This window comes from Paenibacillus sp. P4_E11 (genome assembly GCF_056401635.1).
In genome coordinates this window covers 1-21,830 of record NZ_JBFUIX010000096.1, presented here as the reverse complement: position 1 = coordinate 21,830, position 21,830 = coordinate 1, and the positions used below count along the sequence as shown (strand labels likewise).

The following is a 21,830-nucleotide window of genomic DNA, read 5'->3' as shown; positions in this document are numbered from 1 at the left end:
CGACTAAACCTACATAGCTGCTGCGACATTGGATGTTCGGTTGTTCATAAAAATCACATAATGCTATAACGAGTTGATGTATGCTGTCTTGATCGAATTTCACTTCACCTTTAGTACGGTTTACGATCACAGCTGATGCGGAGTCCCCCATAATAAAGTCCAATAATTCGAATTTGTCTTTAAAGTGTGCATAGAATGTGGCTCGATTAACCAGTGCTGCCTTTGTTATATCCGCTATCGTTATTTTTTCAAAATCCTTTTTTGAAACTAAATGGATAAATGCGTTAATCAAAGACTGCTTTGTTTGTGTCGTTCTTACATTCATTACTTTTGTCGCCACATTTCCCCTCCTTACACTCGACAAATAATCAATCTTGTTGCTATAGCAACATTCCTACACTGATTGTTGGTTGTTACATTATTTGATTGGCTGTAAATTATTCATTAAAGCAACACATGTTACTTTAATATATCACAGATGAGGAGTTAATGAAAAATGAAAACTGTTGCAATAGTAGGTGCAGGACCTGGATTGGGTTTGTCTCTAGCCAAAAAATTCGGAAACTTAGAAAGCTTAATATTGAAGCACAATCTTTTGTTGCGGATGTCACGGACTTGGCTGATTTAAAACAAGCCATTCAAGCTGTTAAACGTGAGTTTGGTTCTATCGATGTGTTAGAATTTAGYCCTTATGCAGGGTGGGATAAATTCACAAATGTTCTGGAGACTACGCCTCAGAGTGTATTAGAACAAATAAACAGCTATTTGCTGCCTGCAGTTCTTTCGGTCAATGAGGTATTACCTGAGATGATAAATAACGGTTCTGGTGCAATCTTATTTACAACGGGCTTATCTGCAATGTTCCCTTTACCTTTTGTAGGGAATGGCGGAATCGTTATGTCTGGTATTCGTAATTATGCTTCAAACCTGCACAATGAGTTGAAAGAAAAAGGTGTATTTGTGKGACATCTCTCTATCGGGACCATGATACAACCCGGAACGGCTGGAGATCCGGACGTCATTGCTGATGTTTGGTATAACATGTATGAGAAAAAGGACCGCTTTGAAGAAGTATTCCCACTAGGTTTTGATCCAACTAAAATTTCAATTTAACGCACTATCCTGCCCGTTCGTTGAGAAACGGCAGCCGATCGTTCTGGCCGGCTGCCGTCATGTATTTATTGAGCTAATGTATCCGTTAGTTTCATGAATCGCTTCACACGAGGGGGCTTTTACAAATCCTTTGAATTGTGATATACATAAACAACGTATTTTTCTCCCAGTTTTACAAGAAGCAATTCAGATTGCATTTGACCTTGAATCGTAAATATCTTTGTCCCAACTTGGAGTTTAGTTGCCATGTAATCTTCGAAAAAATTTCCATCTTTGTACTCTTTTCTTACCTCGCCTAACTCATGATTTATTTTCAAATCCATTTGTTTATATTGCTCCTGATCTTCGGCACGTTTATAATAACGTGTACCATAGACACATAGAATGTCCGCGTCTTTGTTCTGTTTAAATATCTTCTCTGATGTGGAGGTTCTCTCCATTTGACTAATCTTATTTGCCCCTTCAATTTTTGGGTCTTTATAGCATCCAATTATTATTAATAGCAAAATGCAAACGGACATGATCTTGAAAAAGGGGTTCATTGTTGTTTCATCCTTTTAAAAAGTTATTATTAACTATTCTCAAAAACACTTCCAAAGGGTTCGTTAAAACGAGTTGTTTTACTCTATTACAGACGATACGTTTATGATTATGTTTTATTTAGTTGACTGGTAAATTACTCCATTAATCTGCCCGTTACTTCAAGAAGGCTGCCGATAAATGCCGGCAGCCTCGTCCTGGTTTCTTATTGTACTATCGGTCTCCGTTAGGTCAATACCAATCCCATTCCGAGTGATGGTGATTATTAGGCCCCGTTAGAGCCTCGCGAACGTGATGTAATCGACTTGGACGGGCTCTGCCGATTCGATCCGAAGTACCCGGTTCATCTGTCCCCGGTGATATTGCCCATGTAAGAGGACCTGCGACAGGATGTCCCGGACGGACGTTCGGAACGGAACCCCGCTCTGGTTCGCATAGTCGACCATCTCGTCCAACTCGGATTCCTCGAGCTTTTCGATATAGACGCGATATTGCTCGGCGTTCTCTTCGAATATCGTCCGGATCGCCGTCAGGCCTTCCGCTTCCTCCCACAACGAATATTGCGCGCTGCCCTTGCCCTGCAATCGAGACAACCAGACTCGTTCCGCGACCGCGACGTGCCGAACCAGCTTCAGAAGGTCCTTGCTCTTCGTCTCACTCTCCTCGAGCGCGTCCAAGATGCGTCCGTCCGCCCAGTACAGGTGGTCCATCATGCGCTTGATCGTCTTCATTTCGGTTTCCCCCTCTTCGTCTCATCGATTACTTGAACCTAAGCCCGAAGGCGTATCTCCTGGATTTCACTCTCTAGCGTCGCGGTCAGACGATCACGCGGTAGTGAAGATGAACAACGCCGCATTGGAAGCGGCGCTCACCGATCAGCTCTAGCCGCATACGGAGGTTGTCCGGCAATGCTCGCTTCCCTCCACCCAAGACAATCGGATTAAGAAGCAGATGACACTCGTCGATCAGTCCCGCGCTCATCGCCTGCCCAGCAAGCTCGGGGCCGTTAATCGTAATGTCGGCAACTGAAGACTCCTTCAGCCTCCGGATCGCATCAGGATCGAATTCGCGCTCGATCCTAGTCCTGGCGCTTGAAACCGCCTCAAGCGTCCGGGAATACACGATTTTCTCAGCCGCTCGCCAGATCTGCGCGAAATCCCGTATTTCCTCCGGTTGATCGCCGACGGCGCTCGCCGTCTCCCAGTACACCATCGACTCATATATTCGACGCCCATATAGGTAGGTGCCAATCGCCCGCTCGAAGTCAGTCCAGAACGCATACATCTCGTTATCGGAGATCGTCCAATCGATATTACCTTGCTCGTCCTCAATGTAACCGTCCAAAGATACGTTAGTAGCGTAGATTAGTTTCGCCATTTCAATAACGCCCTCCAAATTATTAGTTTCCAACGAGACCAAGGCCTGCCCCTCTGAATTTGAACAAAGAAACATCCACTTTTATATTAACACATATTGGAAGTATTCTACCTGTTAGTGGAACAGGCTGCCGATGAAGTCGGGCCTGCTGTCATGATGCTATCATATCCGTTAGCTTAACCCCGAACTCAATTCAGCTATACTCTTATGCGCTTTATATCTCGTCTAGGGGAAAAGCCAAACATGCGAGAATATTCGCGGCTGAATTGCGAGGGGCTTTCATAGCCTACTCGAAAAGCTACATCAGCGGCATCTGTTGATTCGATTAATAATAGGCGACGTGCTTCCTGCAATCGCAGCTGTTTTTGAAACTGAATAGGGCTCATAGCAGTTACCTCTTTGAAGTGTCTATGAAACGAAGAAATACTCATATTAGCTATTTCTGCGAGCTCTTCAATGCGCAAAGGCCTATCATAGTTATTGCTAATTTGTTCGATAGCCTGCTTGATTCCGTAGGTGCCGCTTCCTTCCATTGCGATTTGTGCCAGCGTAGCACCATACTGCCCTTGCAAAAGCCTGAATAGAATTTCCTTTGTGTAGATAGGAGCTAGGAACGGAATGTCTTTCGGATTGTCTAGCAAACGAGCTAATCTGAATATGGAATCCATAATAGGTAGCTCCATCTGACCGACGAACATAGCACGCTCAACATTCCCTTTTGGGGTGATTCGAATTTCAGAATCACTTAATACCTCTAAAATTTCACTCGCCGTAAATTCAAGTCTAAAACCCAAATACGGAATGTCGGAAGAAGCTTCGGTGACTTGGGCAATAACCGGCAAGTTAACTGATGCAATAAGGTAATTTGCAGGATCATACTTGAAGTTCTCCTGTGCCAGCCATACCTCCTTCGCCCCTTGAACCACAATACATAAGGAAGGTTTGTAAACTCCGTAAGTCGGTCCGGTCAATTCAGAGCGACGTATGAAAAATAAAGTCGGAATGGCAGTTGCGTGAACACCGTCCTGGACGGAATATCGCTCAATTAGTTCGGCAAGTTCAATCTGCTGTTTAGTTATTATTTCAAGCATAAGATCCTCCTTGTTCCTTCACTCCTTATAGATCGAGTATATTCCAAATTCGTCAGTTACATAAGTGTCGTGAGAGGATTAGGCAATCATTTGGCATGAATGGGATAACTGTCGCTTTTTCATCTGTTGCATAATAAGGTTATCCCCATTAACAAAAGGGAACAAAGGAGCGTATCGACAAATGGAATATGTGAAACTTGGTAATACTGGTTTGGATGTATCCCAGCTTTGTCTAGGCTGTATGAGCTTTGGTGTAGCAGAGCGGTGGCATCATCCATGGATACTTGATGAGGAGCGCAGTCGTCCTATAATAAAAAAAGCCCTTGAATTAGGTATCAATTTTTTCGATACCGCAAATGTGTATGCAGACGGAACCAGTGAGGAAATTATTGGACGTGCTCTAAAGGATTATGCCAATCGGGATAAAATTGTCCTAGCGACAAAGGTTCATTTTCGTATGCATCAAGGTCCGAATGGTGCAGGGCTTTCCCGAAAGGCAATCATGAGTGAGATTGATAAGAGTCTTAAGAGACTGGGAACCGATTATGTTGACCTTTATCAAATACACCGCTGGGATTACAATACTCCCATTGAAGAAACGATGGAAGCGTTGCATGATATTGTGAAGGCTGGTAAGGCAAGATATATTGGAGCTTCTGCTATGTATGCATGGCAGTTTCTTAAAGCGCTACATGTAGCTGAGAAAAATGGATGGACGCGGTTTGTGTCGATGCAGAATCATTTAAACCTGATCTATCGTGAAGAGGAGAGGGAGATGCTGCCGCTCTGCATGGCAGAAAAAATCGGTGTGATTCCATATAGCCCACTTGCATCAGGCAGACTGACGCGGGATAGGTCGGAAACAACACTTCGTTCCGAAACCGATCAAATGCAAAAAATCAAATACGATGCGACAACAAATATGGATCGATTGGTCGTGGAGCGCGTTGCGGCAATCGCAGAAAAACATGGTGTTCCCCGTATTCATATCGCACTTGCTTGGTTACTGCAGAAAGAACCTGTCACAGCTCCTATTATCGGTGCTACGAAAGTGGTTCAGCTCGAAGAAGCCGTAGGTGCTCTATCGATAACGTTAACACCTGAAGAAATTACGTCATTGGAAGAGCTGTACGTTCCCCATCCTGTAGTTGGTGCCGTTTAATATATTCCTTGGATTTTTAGTTGGACCTTTTAAAAAATAACTGGAGGATTGTATATGCAAAGAGTAATTTTGAATAATGGCGTTGAGATGCCTATACTCGGTTTTGGTGTTTATCAGATTACAGATCAAAATGAATGTGAACAAAGCGTTTATGACGCTATGATGGCAGGCTATCGGCTGATTGATACAGCGGCCTCTTATCTGAATGAAGAAGCCGTTGGCAGAGCGGTCAAACGGAGTGGCGTGGCAAGAGAGGAATTGTTTATCACTACGAAACTTTGGGTTCAGGATGCTGGTTATGAGCGCACAAAACAAGCTTTTGAAAAATCACTAGAGAGATTGCAATTGGATTATTTGGATTTGTATTTAATTCATCAGCCATTTGGCGATGTGCATGGCTCATGGCGTGCTATGGAGGAATTGTATCGGGAAGGAAAGGTCCGTGCAATTGGAGTTAGTAATTTCCAGGCGGATCGTCTGATCGATTTGATTATTCATAATGAAGTCGTTCCTGCCGTAAACCAGGTTGAAATGCACCCTTTCAACCAGCAAATCGAAAGTGAAAAATTCATGAAAGAGAACAATGTTCAGATTGAGTCCTGGGCACCTTTTGCTGAAGGAAAAAATAACTTGTTCCAGAATGAAGTATTGGTATCCATAGCTGAAAAGTATAATAAATCCGTTGCTCAGGTGGTTTTACGCTGGTTGACACAAAGAGAAGTCGTTGTGATTCCAAAGTCTGTTCGTAAAGAAAGAATTATTGAAAACTTCAATATCTTTGCTTTTGAATTAAGTCAAGAGGATATAGAGGTGATTTCTACTTTAGATACGAAACAGAGCCTATTCTTTTCACATCGCGATCCTGAAATGGTGAAATGGATCGGTAACCGGAAACTTGATATCTAACCATCTTTCGAAAAACCACCGCCGGCAGTGATTACCGTCCCTCACAATGAGGCTGCCGATTATGTCAGCAGCCTCGTTCCAATTATATTCAACTATCGTACCCGTTAGGTTAATGAACTACGCATCTGCAACCGACCCTAGCCAAAGGGTTGCCCTTCGGACAGTGAATATAAGGTCAGCCAGTTTATCTTATTGACTACTCAGCTTCTGCCTAATCAAATGGATATGATCTGCAGACAATCGCGAATCTCTTCGACCGCGGACGCTTTCCGCCACTCCTTCCGGTACCCCAGGCAAGCGCAGATCAATTCCGTTCCCTGATCGGCGTATTTCTTCCGATAATGGACATGGCCCATAATGCCATAACGCACACCGTAGCGCCGGTATAGGTCGGCATACTCCTCGCTTCCCAGGAAGGCGTTGAAGTAAGACCACTGCGGGTGGGGCATCGGTACTTTGAAATAAGGATGCGTCAACATGTGGGTGACCATCACGATCGGTCTGCCGCGATGTTCCGCCAGTTCCCGCTCCATGCGCTCGTAAAAATACCGATGAATGTCCCGGTTGCTCATTCCCCATTTCACGTAGAGGCTGTCCTGCCACGTCCGGTCCATGGCGTGCATACGTTCGAATTCGTCGAACGAATAGTCCGGCTCGCCCAGCGTGTAGTCATACCAACCGGAGTTCCCGATGACGACCCATTCGTTCCCCAGCTCGTAAGGTCTCTCGCTCAAGCAGCCATCGAACGACTGAAACTGCCGGTATATTTGCCACGTATCCCGGATTCCGTTGTCCTTGTTCCAGTAATCGTGATTGCCAGGGACGAAAAGAACGGGATAATCGCAACGTTCCTTCAGCGAGTGAAGGACGGCCAGAGTGCGGTTGACGTCGTTCGAAATATCTCCGGCAATAATCAGGCCATCCAGCCCGCTCTCGGCGGCGACCTCCAATAACGCTTCTTCGATCGGCGGTTCTCCTGTAAGTTCGTTAAGATCCACGTGCAAATCCGATATTACGCCTAATTTCACAGTGTGTCGTTCGCCTCCTCGTATAAATGGCAGCTTACTTCGTGTCCAGCTCCTACGCGTCTTAAGTCTGGGGCCAATGTGCGGCATTTATCCATCGCGAACGAACATCTCGGATGAAACGCGCAGCCGCTCGGAGGATGGATCGGGTTGGGTACTTCGCCCTGAAGCGTCACTCGTTCTTTTTTCTTCTTGACGTCGGGAATGGAAGAAAACAGCGCACGAGTGTATGGATGGAGCGGCTCTTCCCCTACTCCGGCTTCGAAGATTTCCACCATTTTTCCCAAGTACATGACGCCTACCCGGTCGCTTATATATTCCACTACGTTTAGATCGTGGGAAATAAACAGATACGTTAAGCCCCGTTTTTGTTGCAGTTCTTTCAGTAGGTTCAAAATTTGAGACTGCACGGACACGTCGAGGGCAGAAACCGCCTCATCGATGACGATGAACTTGGGCGACAGCACAAGGGCGGCGGCGATTCCGACACGCTGCTTCTGCCCACCGCTTAGCTCATGAGGATACCGACTCGTATAGCCGGGATCCAACCCGACCTGTTCCAGCATCTCGGAGACGATCCTCTGTCTCGTTCGCTTGTCCCCGATCCGGTGAATGATCAGCGGCTCTTCGAGAATCCAGCCGATCGTCTTCTTCGGATTCAACGAAGAAGAAGGATCTTGAAACACGATTTGGATTTCCCGCCGAAGCGATTTCATCTCGCTCCCCGAGAGCCCGCTTATTTTTCGGCCTCGGTAATAGATGTCTCCCTGCGTTTGCTTCACCAACTGCACGAGCAGCTGGCCCGTCGTAGACTTGCCGCAGCCGCTTTCGCCGACCAGCCCGAACACTTCTCCCTCATAGATTCGGAAAGAAACGCCGTCCACCGCCCGCAAAACGTGCCGTTTCTCCAGCAGCCCCTGCTTCGGAACGGGATAATGCTTGGTCAGCGAACTTATCTGGAACAATGACTCCGTCATATAGCCCTCCCGCTGTCCGCGTACAAGTGGCACCGGACCCTGTGATTGGCCGCCGTTTGCAACAGAACCGGAGTAGCCGTCTCGCAAAGGTCCGAAGCGCTCGGACAGCGTCCCGCGAACGGGCACCCGGACCGCCGATCGGCGATCGAAGGAACTCGGCCGGGTATCGTATAGAGAGGGGAGCCTCTCTTGTCGGCGCTTGGAAGCGACTGCAGCAACCCGGCCGTATAAGGATGCTTGGGGGCATGCAAAATCTCCTCCACAGGAGCGTCTTCCACGATATACCCGGCGTACATGACGATCACCCGCTGGCAAACCTCGCGAATAACTCCAAGATCGTGGGAAATGAAGAGAATCGCGGTGCCCGTCGAGCGGTTCATGTCCCGAAGCAAATCCAATATTTGTGCCTGGATCGTCACGTCGAGCGCCGTTGTCGGTTCATCGGCAATCAGCAGCTTCGGCTTGCATATCAAAGCCATCGCGATCATGATCCGTTGCATCATGCCGCCGGAAAGGCGGTGGGGATAATCTTCGTACAGCCGCTTCACCCGGGACAAGCCGACTTTGGCCATCATGTCCATCGCACACTGCTTCGCTTCCTGCTTCGAGATGGATAGATGGGCCATGGCCATCTCGGCAATCTGCTTACCGACCGGCATGAGCGGATTGAGCGCCGACATCGGATTCTGGAAAATCATCGAAACTTGCTTGCCTCTGACCGTGCTCCATTCTTCCATGGACGCTGGTTCCATGGGCTTGCCATCCAACACAATTCCGCCTTTGGTCATCGTTGCCGTCTCGGGCAGCAAGCCCATCACGGACAAGGATGTCAGGCTTTTCCCGCATCCGGATTCCCCGACGATACCGACCGTTTCTTTCTCTTCAACCTGGAATGTGATTTGCTGCAGCGCCGGATACGCTCTCTTCCCGATCGTAAATGCGACTTCCAACTCCCGCAACTCAAGCAAGGCACTTGCCATGACGGCTATCCTCCTAACCTAACCTTTTTTGTCGTAAAGGTCCCTTATCCCGTCCCCCAGCAGATTGAAGCCGAGAACCATCGTCGTAATGACTGCACCCGTAATAAGGACGTACCATGGAGCGTTCACGATAAACGGCTGGGCCTCGCTCAGCATTCTGCCCCAGCTCGGGTCGGGCGGCTGTACGCCCAGTCCCAAGTAGCTCAGCCCGGCTTCGGCGAGGATGGACCCGGAGAACCTTAACGAGGCGGCTACGATAAGCGGCGAAATGATATTCGGCAGGATGTGGCTAAATATGATGCGCAGCGGCCCCGCCCCTCTCGCAATCGCCGCTTTGACGAAAGCGAATTCCTTGTATTGGATAAATCCGCTGCGCGCGATTCTGGAAAATGCGGGGATGTTCATGACGCCAAGGGCGACGATCGTGTTGCCCAGCCCAGGGCCGAATACGGAGACGAGCATAATAGCCAGCAAAATGCCAGGGAACGCCAGCTTCGCGTCGATGATCCGCATCAGGACTTCGTCCAGCCATCCTCCCATGTATCCAGCGACCGCTCCGATGATCAAGCCGAAGATCATTCCGATCGCCACGGTCGCGAAGCCGATCAGAAAAGCGGTTTGTGTTCCTTCCATGATCCGGCTAAAAATATCGCGCCCAAAATTATCCGTCCCCCACCAGTAAGAAGGCTGTGGATGGGCCAGACGCATCGCCGTGTTCATCTCGTTCGGTCCGTAAGGGGTGTAGAACAGGCTCGTCACCATGAGTGTGAGGAGCAGGGCAATCAAACTCGCGCCGATCATCATCGGCTTGTTGCGGACTAGCTGTTTCCATTTCATCTCGTTCACCTTTTCAGTCGAATGCGCGGATCTATGACGGTATACAGAATGTCGACGACAAAATTGATGCAGACGACAATAACGGCAATGTATAGCACCATCGTTTGCAGCAGCGGCAAGTCGCGTGTGCCGATCGAGGTGATCAGCAGATTGCCGAGTCCCGGCAGCGCAAACACATTTTCCACGACGATGCTGCCTCCCAGCGTGTCCGCGATCAACAAACCTACGATCGTCAGTACCGGAATCAGAGAATTGCGCAGTATGTGTCGGTACATGACTCGGTTCTCGCGCAGCCCTTTGCTTCTGGCGGTGCGCACGTAATCCATGCGGGATTGATCCAGCAGCGTATTGCGCAAATACCGGATCACGACGGCGATGCCAGGAATGGCGAGTGCCAACGAGGGCAAAAACAGCGATTGGAATGCTCTTGCCGGATCCTCGCTCCAAGGGACGTAACCGTAAGTCGGAAACCATTTGAAGGTAACGGAGAACAACAAAATCAAAATGAACGCGAGCCAAAACGACGGTACCGCCAAGCCCAACTGGGTGAACACCGACAACAGCAGCGCCGGGAGCTTGCCGTCCTTCCGCGCGATATAGATGCCGAGGGGAACACCCAAGAGCAGAGTGAGCCCCACGGACATCAGCGCGAGCGATATCGTCACGGGCAGACGTTCCGATACTATGTCCGCCACCGGACGATGGTAACGGAGCGAATTGCCCAAATCACCGGCAGCCGTATCCTTTATCCAGGACAAGTAACGTTCCGCTGCCGAGCGGTCCAGCCCCATCGTCTTGCGCAGCTCGGCGAGCTGATACGGATCCGCATCGACGCCGAGTACAATCTCGGCAGGATCCCCCGGCAATATTTGAAAAACCAAAAACGTTATGACCGACACGAGCAAAACGGTCGAACCTAAAGTGACCAGCTTCCGGATATAGAATCTCACCGAACCATCCCTCGTTACTTCGAATAGTACATGGCGCCAAAATCGTATTTCTGAATCGGGTACATTTTAAAGCCGTGCAAGCTGCCCTTCATCGCTACCGAACGGCTGGGGTCCATGATGAAAACCGCGACGGCCTGTTCCGCAAGAATCGTTTGCGCTTGCTTGTACAGCTCGGCCCGCTTGTTCTCGTCAATTTCCAGACGGCCGCGACTCACGAGATCGTCGAATTGGCTGCTGCTGAACTTGTAGAAATTTTTCGCATAAGTCGTTTCATATCGCCCCAGCACCTCGTGCGGATCGAGCTTGCCCGTCAAACCGATGATCGTTGCTTCGTATTTGGCATTGTTGTACACGTCTTCCAGCCAACTGCTCCACTCGATTTGCTTGATCGTCACTTGAATACCGACGGCTTTCAACTGCTCGGCGATGACCTGAGCCGTGTCGACGTGGAACTTATAGTTGGACGGAACGGTAATCGTCAGCTTGAACCCGTTTTCGTATCCCGCTTCCTTCAGCAGCTTCTTCGCTTGTTCGGCATTGGGCTCGTAACGCTTGTCCAGCCCTTCCTTGTAGTACATTTTCATGGCCGGGCTCATATTGGAACCGAGCTTGACTCCGTTGCCCTCGGCGACCGTCTTGATAATGACGTCCTTGTTGATCGCATAGTTGATCGCCTGGCGGACCTTCACGTCGTTAAGCGGTTGAACCGAATTGTTGAGCGCCATAAGTTGAACCATGTTTTGCGGCCCGGATACGATGTTGAACCCGTTCCCCAGCTGGAGCGCGCCTTGAGCGGTGATGCCCGGAACCATGTCGATATCCCCGGATTTCAGAGCAAGCACGGATGCGTTCGGATCCGGCATGAACTTGAATTCCACGCGGTCGAGCATTGGCTTGTGCTCTTTGTCGTAGAAGTTCTCATTTTTCTCCAGGACCAGCTGCTGGCCCGGCGTGTACGTCGTGAACTTGAACGGACCCGCGCCAATCGGCTTCGTGCTCTGCCCCTCGTAGTCCTTCGGGACGATCGCGACGATGTTGGCGGCCAAGAACGCCGCATCTTTGGCTTTCAGCTTCACGACTACCGTGTAGTCGTCCGGAGTGTCGATCTTCTCGATCGCGGCAAACTTCGAGGAGAGCGGTTTTTTCCCGTTCAATCCGGATAATTTCGCATATGAGTAATAGACGTCCTCCGAATTGAGATCCGACCCGTCATGAAACTTGATTCCTTTCTTCAGGACGAACGTATAAGTTAGCCCGTCGTCGGACACTCGGTAAGATTCCGCCACAGCCGGAATCAGGTCGCTGTTCTCGCCTGCTTCGAACAAGCCATCGAATACGTTGTCCATCATCGAGCCGGTATCCGTCGCCGCGGACAAGTAAGGATCCAGATTATCCGGCTCGGTCGCCATCGCGACCCGCACGGTGCCGCCCGCGATTTTCCCGCCGGCTGCCGGGGAGGATGGAGCGCTATTGCCGCTATTGTCACTATTGCCACTATTGCTGCTTTTGCCGCAACCGGACATGACCATCGACATGATCATTAGTGCGGAGAACCCGACAACGAACGTTTTCCTTAGCTTCAACAAGAAAAAAACCCCTTCCATTCTCAAATGGTGATTTGCATGCCGCAATGAGCCAATCGGATTGGTCCTGCAAAATGCCGTGAAGCTTCTATGGCCAACTGGCTCAACTCTCCGTAGTGGGGGAAATGCGTCAGGATCGTTTGCCCCACATCGGCCAGTGCCGCGATATGCCCCGCTTCTCCGGCCGTCAAATGCCCTTCCATGATGCCCGCCTGCCGATCGTAAAAGCTGCTTTCGATCAACAGAACGTCCGCGGACCGGGAAAAATCGATAATGGCTTGACAATAGCCCGTATCGCCGGAATACACGAGCGTTTTTCCGTCTCGAGACGTCAACTTGACCGCTAGGCATGGAATATCGTGTATATTCTCGGAGAATTCCAATTTCACCGTCCCAATGGTCAAAATCATGTCTGCCGCGATCGAATGGACTCGAACGTTGTCCGGGTATCCGAAAGCCAAGCTACCGCTTCCCTCGCCGTTCACGTATACGTCGAGCGGTTTGGTCCGCTTGCCGATCCGCATCAGAATCAGAATGGCAAACTCCAGGCTGTATACGTCCGCGATATGGTCGGCGTGCGTATGGGTAAGGACAACGGCGTCCAATTCTTCGAGCGAGCAATGGTTTTGCAGCCGGGACAGCACGCCACTGCCGCAATCGAGCAAGATTTTGCTGCCCTCGCTTTCCACTAAATAGCCTGAAGTCGCTTCGTTTTTCTCGGGGTAAGCCCCCCAACAGCCGATTACGGTAATGTCCATCCGAAGATCCTTTCCCGCGAGATTTATTTCGACCGATTCATCCACTCGAAGTTGTCCTGGAACGCTTTGAACATCACTTCCATCTTCTCGATATTGAGTTTGACCCGCTCTTTTTCAAGATGGGAGATTTCGTTGATGAGGGCGTTCACCACCGATAGCGATGCCGTATAGGAATCGAGGAATCCGGTGGATTTGCATGCCGCAAAGAGCGATAAATCGGCCAGCTTCGCAAACGGGGACAGCCCGGAATCAGTAAGCGCGATAACCTTCGTTCCCTGCTCCTTGGCCAGCGTCGACACTTTCAACGTTCGCGAGCAATATCTGGGAAAGCCGCACGCGAACACGATATCGCCAGACTTAATGTAAGACGCGTATTCCGCAACACCTCCTTGGGGAATCAACTCGCAATTGCCCAGCATATATTTCAGGACGAAGCTGAAGAACGAAGTGACCGACAGCCCCATCCGCCATCCGGCGATCCAGATCCGGTCCGCATCCAGCAGCATTCGGGCAGCTTGACGGATCTGCGCCTTGTTCGTCCACGCCATCGTTTCCCGAAGGTTTTCGATTTCCTGCACGAAGTGCTTCTCGATCCAGGAATCTTCCTGATGGCTGGTCGAGTTCTGGAAATTTTTTACGGCACGTTGGTCTTTCAGCACGTGGCGGCGCAAATCCTGAAGCATGCCCGAGAAGCCCGGATAAGCCAAAGCCAGCGCCAAACGATGAACCGTCGCCTCACTGACCCCGGATTTGCTCGCGATCTTCTGTGCGGACTCCATCACCGCATCCTGCATGTTGGCTTGAATGTAATGCGCCACTTTCTTTTGCGCGACGCTCAGGGCGTCGAACTGCTCTTCGATTCTCTCCACGATCGTCGACATTCGCAAAACTCCTTACCGATTGATCTCCAGCGGCATCCGGGAATGTCCCAAGTACGATGCTACATCCTGAATGCCGGATATGATGGGATGATACGACAGCTCCTCGACGCCGCGGTTTCCGTAAGCATTGATGAGCAAGCAATGCATGCCGATTTTCTGGCTGCCTACGACGTCGTCGTAGTAGTTGTCGCCGATATAGAGCGATTGGTTGGCCGCAACATTTCCTCTAGCCAAGGCTAGCCGGAAAATGTCCGGATTCGRCTTCTCCATTCCCACCTCCGAGGAAATGATGATTTCGTCCAACTCCTCGTCCAATCCATTCCGAGCCAATACGGTTCGGGCCGACTCGTCCCAATTGGAGATGAGGCCGAGGCGATATCCGAGACCTCGCAAATGCTGAAGCGTTTGTCGTGCACCATCATAAGCTTTCCATTGTACCGGCAATTCCTCGGTCAATGACCGATGCACCTGCATCACTTCCTCGATCGGCAGCGAAAGCCGCAGGAAATAGTTCAGCGTTCCGATATACCAGGGCAAGAAAGCTCGGCTATCCTTGCCGAGAACACCTTGAAACTCTCGCATGAACATCTTGTCCGTCCTATGATAGGCGATTGCGATTTCATCTGGATTCCGGAATACATCGAAACGTTCCAGCGCCTTTTGATAAACTTCTTCCCGGTTCGTTCTCACCAGCGTATACCCTAGGTCAAACCATAAATAACGAATCATGCTGTCTCCACGTCTCCCGCTTCTTGTAGGATTTCCTTCAAAACTATCAAAATGTTTTATTTCCTTCATCTACATCATAGAGACCAAGTATTCGCGCAACGTTAAATCCAAGTGGAGATTTCGTAAATCTATTAACCGAAGAAAGACAATGAAACAGCGGCAGCCTTGGACGAGAAAATAAAGTCCTAGACTACCGCTCTATTATTGAGTTATCGTTCTCTTAGTTCAATCAACAGAACAGCCGCCGACATCGATTGTCGGCGGCTGATCCATTTATCGAAACCGCCGGGATCGCTGTTCCCCTTGCGTGGTGGCTGGAAACCCGATTCGTATTCATTGAGGAGACAACCGCTGGAGGACTGCACAGTTATACCATTCCGTTGTTAATTGCCGTAATCGAGGAATTGTGCAAATTACTTCCGTTATTTGCCCTGTTCCGGGTGAGAAGCACGCGTTTCCTTACCGACGCGGTTGTCTTCGGAGTTGCGGCCGGCATGGGATTCGCCAGTCTGGTGAGTGCGCTCTATGGGTTGGCCCGTATCGATTCTACGTCGAGCTTGCTGGCCGTTTTATGGGTGCGCACTCTGCTGTCCCCTCTCGGCCACGGAATTTGTACCGGGCTCATGGCCGTCGGCTGGTGGCGGTTGCAGCGCCGGGACAAGGGAAGCAATCGCAGCAAACGATATGGAATAGCGATATTATTCATGGCCGAAGCCGTGCTGCTGCACTCCGCGTGGAATATCGCTTCGAATCGAGGCATCATAGGGCTCATCGGGCAGCTGGTCGTCGGGGCATGCGGCATATGGCTTTTGCGCCGGTTAATTCGTCAAGGCACCCAAGAAGAAACTCGGGCTCTTCTCCTTATCAATCCTGAGCGCAAGCATTTGACACCTGTCGCTGAACCGAATCAAACTAGAGAACTTCGCCGAGAGATTCCTTGCAACGGCTGCGGTACGGTTTCCCCTCCCGGAACCGTGTATTGCGCCAGGTGCGGGCAAGCGCTTAGCGTGGAGTGACCGAATCGCAAAGTCCTCTTCGATTCGACACGATTCGTACCATAATTGAGTGAAAAGTCTTATTGAATCGTAAGACCGGAAAAGGAATAATCAAGGTTAAAACAGGAGGTTTTTTCCATGCGGATGTACAGGAGTTGGATATCCGGCTTACTGGGAATATCCATGTGCTTCGGGTGCCTGAATATACCCGTCTCAGCTGAAATCAAGCTTGATCCTTCAACGATACTAACTCCGGGCCCCATTATCGAGTTCCCCATTATCAAAGATTTGATTATTTTCCAAAACTCCAGCGACGTTCAGTTGAAATGGAAAGCTCCGACGCTCGCTAGCCGATATATGGGCGCTCCAGCAATAGGACCGGATCATACAATCTACTTAGGACATACGTTTAGTTTTCTTGGCTCTGTATCATACGTTTCTGCCTTCAAATCCGATGGGACGAAAAAGTGGAGCTACCTGCTCGAAGACATTCTTTTAACACCACCTATCGTTGGGCCGGACGGCACGATTTATGTCAGTAATGCACACGATAATCCGGGTGAGTTGATCGCCATTCGTCCGGATGGAACGAAGAAATGGGCATTCGCAGCCGGGGATCAGATTAGATCAACTCCTGTATTCGGATCAGATGGCATCCTGTATGCGGCGTCCCGTGATGGCATCCTCCATGCTCTGAATCCACAGAACGGATCCGAAATCTGGTTGTACGATATGGAGGTTAGAGGTCAACCCTCCCTAGCGACGGCTCCTGACGGGACTATATATGCGGCCAACGGCACTTCATCCCTGTATGCGATCAAGCCCAACGGAACGAGAAAATGGACGTACCAAGCCGGCGGGATTGTGAGCTCTGTTCCCGCTGTAGGACCAGACGGTACGATCTTCGCTGGATCGGCCGATCACAACTTATACGCCATCCTGCCTAGCGGGGGGCTCAAATGGAAGTTCGATCAAGGGAGCAACGTCTTCGCTCCGTCGGTCGCGCAGAATGGCGACGTCTATGTAGGGTCAGCGGACTCCAAACTGAACGTTATTCGTTCTGACGGCAGTCTGAAATGGCAGTTTGCCGCAGGCGGTTCCGATGTCCCACCCGTGCTGACGCCGAATGGGCTGGTCTACACCCACTCCTCTTCCAATAAGGCAATCTATGCGCTTAACCCAGATGGCGCCATTCAATGGCAATATAGATTCGTAACAGACAAACCGCAACCCCTCGCAGTCGGAGATGACGGCACCTTGTATGATGTATCCACCAACTATCCCGATATGAAAAACGTTGACACCAACGACTTGGAACATACTTATGTGATGTACATGTATGCCCTCAAGGTACCTGTCAAGACGATGACCTTGGATCAAACTTCTCTAGCTCTAACTGAGGGGCAGACGAGCAAGCTTACGACTTCTTTTACGCCAAGCTATGCATCCAATTCCACCGTCACGTGGAAAAGCACCAATCCGAACATAGCTTCCGTGGATGATAAGGGCAACGTGAGTGCCCGCCTTTCCGGTACGGTGACCATTACGGCAACTTCTGGAGACGGTCCCGTAGCACAGTGCAAGATTACCGTCACAGCTCTAACGGTCACGACAACCGAAGTAAGCAGTGTTGTACTGAACAAAACTGCACTATTCCTTCGTACCGGAGATAGCGTCTCTCTCATGGCTAAGGTAATTCCGGATAACGCTACTAATCAGAATGTGACATGGATAAGCAGCAACCCGGGAGCAGCTACTGTGAACCTTAATGGAAAAGTAACCGCCCTCTCCCCAGGTTCGACAGACATTACAGTCAACACACAGGACGGCAACTTTATTGCCAGGACCAAGGTAGTCGTCACGGCAGGAACTTCCGCAAACTCCGGCCCGTTCACTGACATCAAAGGAAATTGGGCGACTCCTGAGATACTGCGAGCTTATGATCTTAAAGTCGCCAGCGGTTATCCAGACTTCACGTTTCAGCCGAATGCGAACATTACTCGATCTGAATTTACCGTTATGCTGATGAATGGGTTAAAGCCGGCTAGTGAGGGCGTGGATCTTACGTTCACCGATACGGATCAGATCCAAGACTGGGCGGCCAAGGCCGTTAAGCAAGCCGTGAAGCTTGGCATAATTAGCGGATACCCTGACGGCACCTTCCGTCCCACTGCGAACATTACCCATGCGGAGATGATGTCTATGGTAGTAAAAGGACTGGGCATAACGCTCACTCCCGGTGCGACGACTGATTATGCCGACGATGCCGATATTCCCGATTGGGCCAAACCTGCCGCCTCGATCTCCGGTAAGAACAATCTGCTTGGCGGTACGACTGGCAACAACTTTGCACCCTCAACATTGGCTACCCGTGCCGAGGCCGTAACCGCCATCGTCAGGATGCTCGATATTAGACCTTGATGATTTCCTACGCCATTAGATAGCCCCACAAAGTGACGCGGACCTCAAGAACATATATCCATTGCTGAAAAACCCCCATTGGATCAATGCCAAATCATGATTTCCTATGAAACCACCTACCATGGCCATTTGTTTCTGCAAGCGTTTCGCTATGTTCATTACCGTAAATGAAATCGGACTTTAAATAAGAAGAAAGACAGAAATATCTGTCTTTCTTCTTATTTATTAGTTCATTGGATTTAACATCCACAAATTGTGGTACACTCCATGCATTGGTCTACCCGTTAAGTTTCCCTCCTCATCAGCCTCAGCAATAACAAAATCCGGATACTCTTTAACGTTATCATTGTAATTGTGTTCAAACCTACTTAGAGTATCTACAATACCTTCATAAACAAATAGCTTTAATAGATCCGTAATTTCCTTTGGTTGTATTCCAGAATCAATCATCTTTTGAAAAACACTTCTAAATTGAGGATAGCCATTCTTAATTAAAGTACTTACATACTCTTCTGGGTTCTTATCAAAAAAATCAATTGCATCACGTTTAAGAAATATTAAAAATCTAAATTCGGCAAGTGAAGGTTGATTTTCTTCAATTTCAGAGTGGGCCCAAATAAATGGATCGGGACAATTGATATCTTTCAGTTTACTAATAAGTTCATCTGCCTTTTTTCTTTTTTCTCCTTCAAGTGAATCCAACCATTCTTGATTCATATAATTAATGACCTCCAAAAATATTTTCACCTTACACTAACATACACCTGGGCAAAGGGCAGTAACTGCTGGGCAGAAGATACTTAGACCCAACGTTCAGAAGGGAGCCAACGGAACCAAATGCCGACTCTTTTCAACTTGGGTTCGCTGGGGAACTATCCAATCAATACTCTTTTGAATTCTTATCCTGCCAGTTACTTCAACGAACATCAAAGAGCAGCTGTCCTTATGGCAGCTCCATACTATCGTTCCCAGTTAGCTTAATGCATTTGCCCGTTATTTAAGCTATTCTTCTGATTCAATCGTTTCCCCTAACGAATCCTTTGAAATATTTATGTATTTCAATTGTTTCATACCATTGAGGAAATCGGGTTTCTGACTGATCATACATATTCCTAAGTCCAAGATTCGCAGGTTCTTAAGCCTCTCTAACTCGAGCGGTAGCTCATGGATCGAGGTGTATTGAATCGTAAGCTGCTCCAGTTGCTCCAGTTCCCCAATCTCCGGTGGGATGCGGTTTAGGCTGATCTCTTCTTTCGGCTTGGCCCGCCACCCGGGAGTCGGCCGATCCGAGCTCGCACACTGGATGCAAAGCTGCCTCAGATTCTTGAGCCTAGCAATGGATGCAGGAATGCTCTCCAAATCAGCCGTCAGGATGCTTAAGCGTTCAAGCTTTCTTAACTTGAACAACCCCTCCGGTAGACGATAAAGATCCTGCTCAAAAATTTCAAGATCCCGCATCTCTGTAAGATCGCGGATTCGCTCAGGTAACTCAGTCAGCCGATGCCCACTGATGTATAGCCAGTCGGATTTATGTTTTATGGCATCATCCAGCAGACGATTCAGATCGCGATGAGCCTTTAATTCCAAAAAGAGCCCTGTGATCCGATCCATCAGTCCAATGGCTTCTTCCTCAGTTACTTCCAAACCATACATACGTTCATGCACAACGGAGTAAAGGTAGTCTCCGCCATCCTTTTTCAAGAAACACAAATCTTCCGGCAGGTGTGGATAAATCCAATCTGATAGGCGGTTTGCAATTTGCTTCAGTAGATTTCCGCTTTCATCGCAGCTTTTATAAAAATAGTAAGTTCCAGCGGTATAAAATGCCTGACTGCGATAGGTATTTCTTATTTGTATAATATCATCCATATTATCGCCTTGGATTGCGATGGTCTTCACCAGGAAAGGTTCCAGCGCATCCAATACGCTTGTGTAAATGTCACGGTTCACATCAGCCGCATTCGCTATCTTCTCCCCGAGCACGAACCATTTCGAGTTTCGTATCGCTAAATCTATTACCTCCTCGTAAGCTTTACCTTTTGGATCTGTATACATCCTCATCCCATTAGTCTCCATTCCCATTTGAATAAGATATAACAATCCTACACTAGGTGACCCTTTGTTCGCCATACTATACTGCCCGTTCGTATAGCTTAATGACTTGATATCATTCACCTCGGCAATGGATATATGTTTTTGGCACTCATCGGCAATGAATGCATGTTCTTGTCAATTCGGTTTGACAAGAATATGTATTCATAACTGAAAAAACCGCCAACTTAGCGGTGTATTATGGATATATGTTTATGTCACTCGACATCGGATGACATGAACATATATCCATTAATGACAAGAACATATACCCATTGCTGATCCGTCATTCGCCCACTAAAAAATTGAAGCTCCCGATTATGCCGGCAGCCTCGTCCTGGTTTCTTATTCAACTATCATGCCCGTTTAGGTTAGTGAGGCTGCTGACAAAAGTTCTAAAGGCCTCAATCCTTCCCTTCATCAAGAAAAATTTGAAGAAAAAAGGGCGCTTTTTTCAGTGTCCCTTTAGCCTATAATTTGGAAATGCCGCTTGGCATTCTGCCTGTGCGTTGAATGGTACGAATCTGAGAAGTTGTTATCCGGAATCCAACCAGAATAAACGACGAGGTTACATTGTTAAAGTTAAAAGCTCGTAAGTCTGAAATGTTCTGGCTACCACGGAAAATTCGAAAATTCCCTGTAAAGTTGCGGCCTGAAAACAGTACTAACGTAACTTGACGAGGAATTACAACATTTCTTAGCCGAAAACTGGAGATGATGTTGTTAAAACCGAATAATCCCAGATTTGAAACTGCCACGCCTCGTCTAAATGTTAGACTTCTTCCAGTAAAGTTAAAACCCGAGAAAAAAGTAACTCTAACATTTCGATTAAATATTAATCCCATCCCTTTCACTCTCCTAAACATAAGATAGTAACAGTGTATGAATTGGTTAATATATTTGCTTGGACTTATGCTATTAATCTTGAACTCTCCCGGATATCGTATCCTGCCCAATCGCAACGCGGCTTCCAGTCCATGTCTGCCCTTAAGCATAGCAAAAGCGATGGATCCGCTCCATCGCTCGTTATGTATTATTGGTTGTGTTAAACTGCCCGTTAACTTAACGATGCCATATGTCTAATGTAAGTTACCCGACTTGTTAACACGCTCTGCATTCCAATCTTCAAATAATAATCCGTAGGTTTTTACATCACTAAAAGTACCAATTTCGGTACCATGCAACGATTTTATACATGCCGAGTATTTCAAGCGCTCTTTTGCTGGACTCATTCATCTTCAGACTGTTTCCGTACAAGGGAACGACTAGAATCAGGAACGAGACAATCAGCTTGCCGTAGAGCCACCATCTGGGCCGCGGCCATTTCCATATCGTGAATTCCTCCTTGTGAACAAGCAATAGCCCTCTAACCGATTACGCGGACGAAGGCTCTATATTACGACCAGTGTAACAG

General features: G+C 48.5%; 22 protein-coding genes. 5 read left to right on the top strand and 17 right to left on the bottom strand.

What is annotated here, in order from left to right; all coding sequences use genetic code 11:
* Positions 1-340, bottom strand: a 340-nt coding sequence (locus AC1DWB_RS26255) for a TetR/AcrR family transcriptional regulator (protein ID WP_477544051.1), incomplete at its 3' end; no start/stop codon positions are given.
* Between the two features lie 149 nt (positions 341-489).
* Between AC1DWB_RS26255 and AC1DWB_RS26250 the strand changes: the two genes are divergently transcribed.
* A complete protein-coding gene (locus AC1DWB_RS26250; protein ID WP_477544050.1) occupies positions 490-1,113 on the top strand; it encodes an SDR family NAD(P)-dependent oxidoreductase in 624 nt (207 codons plus the stop codon).
* Between the two features lie 119 nt (positions 1,114-1,232).
* Here the strand turns inward: AC1DWB_RS26250 and AC1DWB_RS26245 are convergent, their stop codons facing one another.
* The 4 genes from AC1DWB_RS26245 to AC1DWB_RS26230 form a co-directional block, all read right to left on the bottom strand.
* A complete protein-coding gene (locus AC1DWB_RS26245) occupies positions 1,233-1,655 on the bottom strand; it encodes a hypothetical protein (protein WP_477544049.1) in 423 nt (140 codons plus the stop codon).
* Between the two features lie 273 nt (positions 1,656-1,928).
* Positions 1,929-2,384 (bottom strand): DinB family protein, encoded by a 456-nt coding sequence (locus AC1DWB_RS26240; protein WP_477544048.1) that lies wholly within the window; start codon positions 2,382-2,384, stop codon positions 1,929-1,931.
* An 85-nt stretch (positions 2,385-2,469) separates the two neighbouring features.
* On the bottom strand, positions 2,470-3,030 hold the full coding sequence (locus AC1DWB_RS26235; RefSeq protein ID WP_477544047.1) for a dihydrofolate reductase family protein: 561 nt from the start codon (positions 3,028-3,030) through the stop codon (positions 2,470-2,472).
* A gap of 197 nt (positions 3,031-3,227) precedes the next feature.
* A complete protein-coding gene (locus AC1DWB_RS26230) occupies positions 3,228-4,121 on the bottom strand; it encodes an AraC family transcriptional regulator (RefSeq protein WP_477544046.1) in 894 nt (297 codons plus the stop codon).
* 181 nt (positions 4,122-4,302) lie between these two features.
* Here AC1DWB_RS26230 and AC1DWB_RS26225 point away from each other — a divergent pair, with 181 nt between their 5' ends.
* On the top strand, positions 4,303-5,283 hold the full coding sequence (locus tag AC1DWB_RS26225; RefSeq protein WP_477544045.1) for an aldo/keto reductase: 981 nt from the start codon (positions 4,303-4,305) through the stop codon (positions 5,281-5,283).
* A 54-nt stretch (positions 5,284-5,337) separates the two neighbouring features.
* Positions 5,338-6,189: an aldo/keto reductase gene (locus AC1DWB_RS26220; protein ID WP_477544044.1), complete on the top strand. Its 852-nt coding sequence runs from the start codon at positions 5,338-5,340 to the stop codon at positions 6,187-6,189.
* A gap of 215 nt (positions 6,190-6,404) precedes the next feature.
* Here the strand turns inward: AC1DWB_RS26220 and AC1DWB_RS26215 are convergent, their stop codons facing one another.
* From AC1DWB_RS26215 to AC1DWB_RS26175, 9 genes are read right to left on the bottom strand one after another with little or no spacing between them, the layout of a single operon-like run.
* Entirely contained in the window at positions 6,405-7,217 is an 813-nt protein-coding gene (locus tag AC1DWB_RS26215) for a metallophosphoesterase (RefSeq protein WP_477544043.1), read from the bottom strand.
* Positions 7,214-8,191 carry an ABC transporter ATP-binding protein gene (locus AC1DWB_RS26210; RefSeq protein WP_477544042.1) on the bottom strand — a complete coding sequence of 326 codons (978 nt, stop codon included), beginning with the start codon at positions 8,189-8,191 and terminating at the stop codon, positions 7,214-7,216. The genes AC1DWB_RS26215 and AC1DWB_RS26210 overlap by 4 nt, the downstream gene beginning before the upstream one ends.
* Positions 8,188-9,171 (bottom strand): ABC transporter ATP-binding protein, encoded by a 984-nt coding sequence (locus tag AC1DWB_RS26205; RefSeq protein ID WP_477544041.1) that lies wholly within the window; start codon positions 9,169-9,171, stop codon positions 8,188-8,190. Before AC1DWB_RS26205 ends, AC1DWB_RS26210 begins: the two co-directional genes overlap by 4 nt.
* An 18-nt stretch (positions 9,172-9,189) precedes the next feature.
* A complete protein-coding gene (locus AC1DWB_RS26200; RefSeq protein ID WP_477544040.1) occupies positions 9,190-10,008 on the bottom strand; it encodes an ABC transporter permease in 819 nt (272 codons plus the stop codon).
* A gap of 5 nt (positions 10,009-10,013) precedes the next feature.
* On the bottom strand, positions 10,014-10,958 hold the full coding sequence (locus AC1DWB_RS26195) for an ABC transporter permease (protein ID WP_477544039.1): 945 nt from the start codon (positions 10,956-10,958) through the stop codon (positions 10,014-10,016).
* A gap of 14 nt (positions 10,959-10,972) precedes the next feature.
* A complete protein-coding gene (locus AC1DWB_RS26190) occupies positions 10,973-12,541 on the bottom strand; it encodes an ABC transporter substrate-binding protein (protein ID WP_477544038.1) in 1,569 nt (522 codons plus the stop codon).
* Between the two features lie 23 nt (positions 12,542-12,564).
* Complete coding sequence (locus AC1DWB_RS26185) at positions 12,565-13,299, bottom strand: MBL fold metallo-hydrolase (protein ID WP_477544037.1); 735 nt, start codon at positions 13,297-13,299, stop codon at positions 12,565-12,567.
* A gap of 23 nt (positions 13,300-13,322) precedes the next feature.
* Positions 13,323-14,180 carry a MurR/RpiR family transcriptional regulator gene (locus AC1DWB_RS26180; protein WP_477544036.1) on the bottom strand — a complete coding sequence of 286 codons (858 nt, stop codon included), beginning with the start codon at positions 14,178-14,180 and terminating at the stop codon, positions 13,323-13,325.
* A gap of 12 nt (positions 14,181-14,192) precedes the next feature.
* Positions 14,193-14,909: an HAD family hydrolase gene (locus AC1DWB_RS26175; RefSeq protein ID WP_477544035.1), complete on the bottom strand. Its 717-nt coding sequence runs from the start codon at positions 14,907-14,909 to the stop codon at positions 14,193-14,195.
* A 254-nt stretch (positions 14,910-15,163) separates the two neighbouring features.
* On the opposite strand from AC1DWB_RS26175, the gene AC1DWB_RS26170 reads away from it, so the two are divergent.
* Positions 15,164-15,925, top strand: a complete 762-nt coding sequence (locus AC1DWB_RS26170) for a PrsW family intramembrane metalloprotease (RefSeq protein ID WP_477544034.1) — start codon at positions 15,164-15,166, stop codon at positions 15,923-15,925.
* Between the two features lie 117 nt (positions 15,926-16,042).
* Positions 16,043-18,325: an S-layer homology domain-containing protein gene (locus AC1DWB_RS26165; RefSeq protein ID WP_477544033.1), complete on the top strand. Its 2,283-nt coding sequence runs from the start codon at positions 16,043-16,045 to the stop codon at positions 18,323-18,325.
* A gap of 225 nt (positions 18,326-18,550) precedes the next feature.
* Here the strand turns inward: AC1DWB_RS26165 and AC1DWB_RS26160 are convergent, their stop codons facing one another.
* From AC1DWB_RS26160 to AC1DWB_RS26150, 3 genes are all read right to left on the bottom strand, one after another.
* A complete protein-coding gene (locus AC1DWB_RS26160; protein ID WP_477544032.1) occupies positions 18,551-19,042 on the bottom strand; it encodes a hypothetical protein in 492 nt (163 codons plus the stop codon).
* 285 nt (positions 19,043-19,327) lie between these two features.
* Positions 19,328-20,386, bottom strand: coding sequence for a leucine-rich repeat domain-containing protein (locus tag AC1DWB_RS26155; protein ID WP_477544031.1), 1,059 nt, complete (start codon positions 20,384-20,386; stop codon positions 19,328-19,330).
* Between the two features lie 1,185 nt (positions 20,387-21,571).
* Complete coding sequence (locus tag AC1DWB_RS26150; RefSeq protein WP_477544030.1) at positions 21,572-21,775, bottom strand: hypothetical protein; 204 nt, start codon at positions 21,773-21,775, stop codon at positions 21,572-21,574.
* Between the last annotated feature and the right edge of the window lie 55 nt (positions 21,776-21,830).

Bases quoted from the DNA above. Each gene is read 5' to 3' on its own strand.
- AC1DWB_RS26245 (WP_477544049.1), bottom strand. From the start codon at position 1,655: ATGAACCCCTTTTTCAAGATCATGTCCGTTTGCATTTTGCTATTAATA.
- AC1DWB_RS26240 (WP_477544048.1), bottom strand. From the start codon at position 2,384: ATGAAGACGATCAAGCGCATGATGGACCACCTGTACTGGGCGGACGGA.
- AC1DWB_RS26235 (WP_477544047.1), bottom strand. From the start codon at position 3,030: ATGGCGAAACTAATCTACGCTACTAACGTATCTTTGGACGGTTACATT.
- AC1DWB_RS26230 (WP_477544046.1), bottom strand. From the start codon at position 4,121: ATGCTTGAAATAATAACTAAACAGCAGATTGAACTTGCCGAACTAATT.
- AC1DWB_RS26225 (WP_477544045.1), top strand. From the start codon at position 4,303: ATGGAATATGTGAAACTTGGTAATACTGGTTTGGATGTATCCCAGCTT.
- AC1DWB_RS26220 (WP_477544044.1), top strand. From the start codon at position 5,338: ATGCAAAGAGTAATTTTGAATAATGGCGTTGAGATGCCTATACTCGGT.
- AC1DWB_RS26210 (WP_477544042.1), bottom strand. From the start codon at position 8,191: ATGACGGAGTCATTGTTCCAGATAAGTTCGCTGACCAAGCATTATCCC.
- AC1DWB_RS26205 (WP_477544041.1), bottom strand. From the start codon at position 9,171: ATGGCAAGTGCCTTGCTTGAGTTGCGGGAGTTGGAAGTCGCATTTACG.
- AC1DWB_RS26200 (WP_477544040.1), bottom strand. From the start codon at position 10,008: ATGAAATGGAAACAGCTAGTCCGCAACAAGCCGATGATGATCGGCGCG.
- AC1DWB_RS26185 (WP_477544037.1), bottom strand. From the start codon at position 13,299: ATGGACATTACCGTAATCGGCTGTTGGGGGGCTTACCCCGAGAAAAAC.
- AC1DWB_RS26180 (WP_477544036.1), bottom strand. From the start codon at position 14,180: ATGTCGACGATCGTGGAGAGAATCGAAGAGCAGTTCGACGCCCTGAGC.
- AC1DWB_RS26165 (WP_477544033.1), top strand. From the start codon at position 16,043: ATGCGGATGTACAGGAGTTGGATATCCGGCTTACTGGGAATATCCATG.
- AC1DWB_RS26160 (WP_477544032.1), bottom strand. From the start codon at position 19,042: ATGAATCAAGAATGGTTGGATTCACTTGAAGGAGAAAAAAGAAAAAAG.
- AC1DWB_RS26155 (WP_477544031.1), bottom strand. From the start codon at position 20,386: ATGAGGATGTATACAGATCCAAAAGGTAAAGCTTACGAGGAGGTAATA.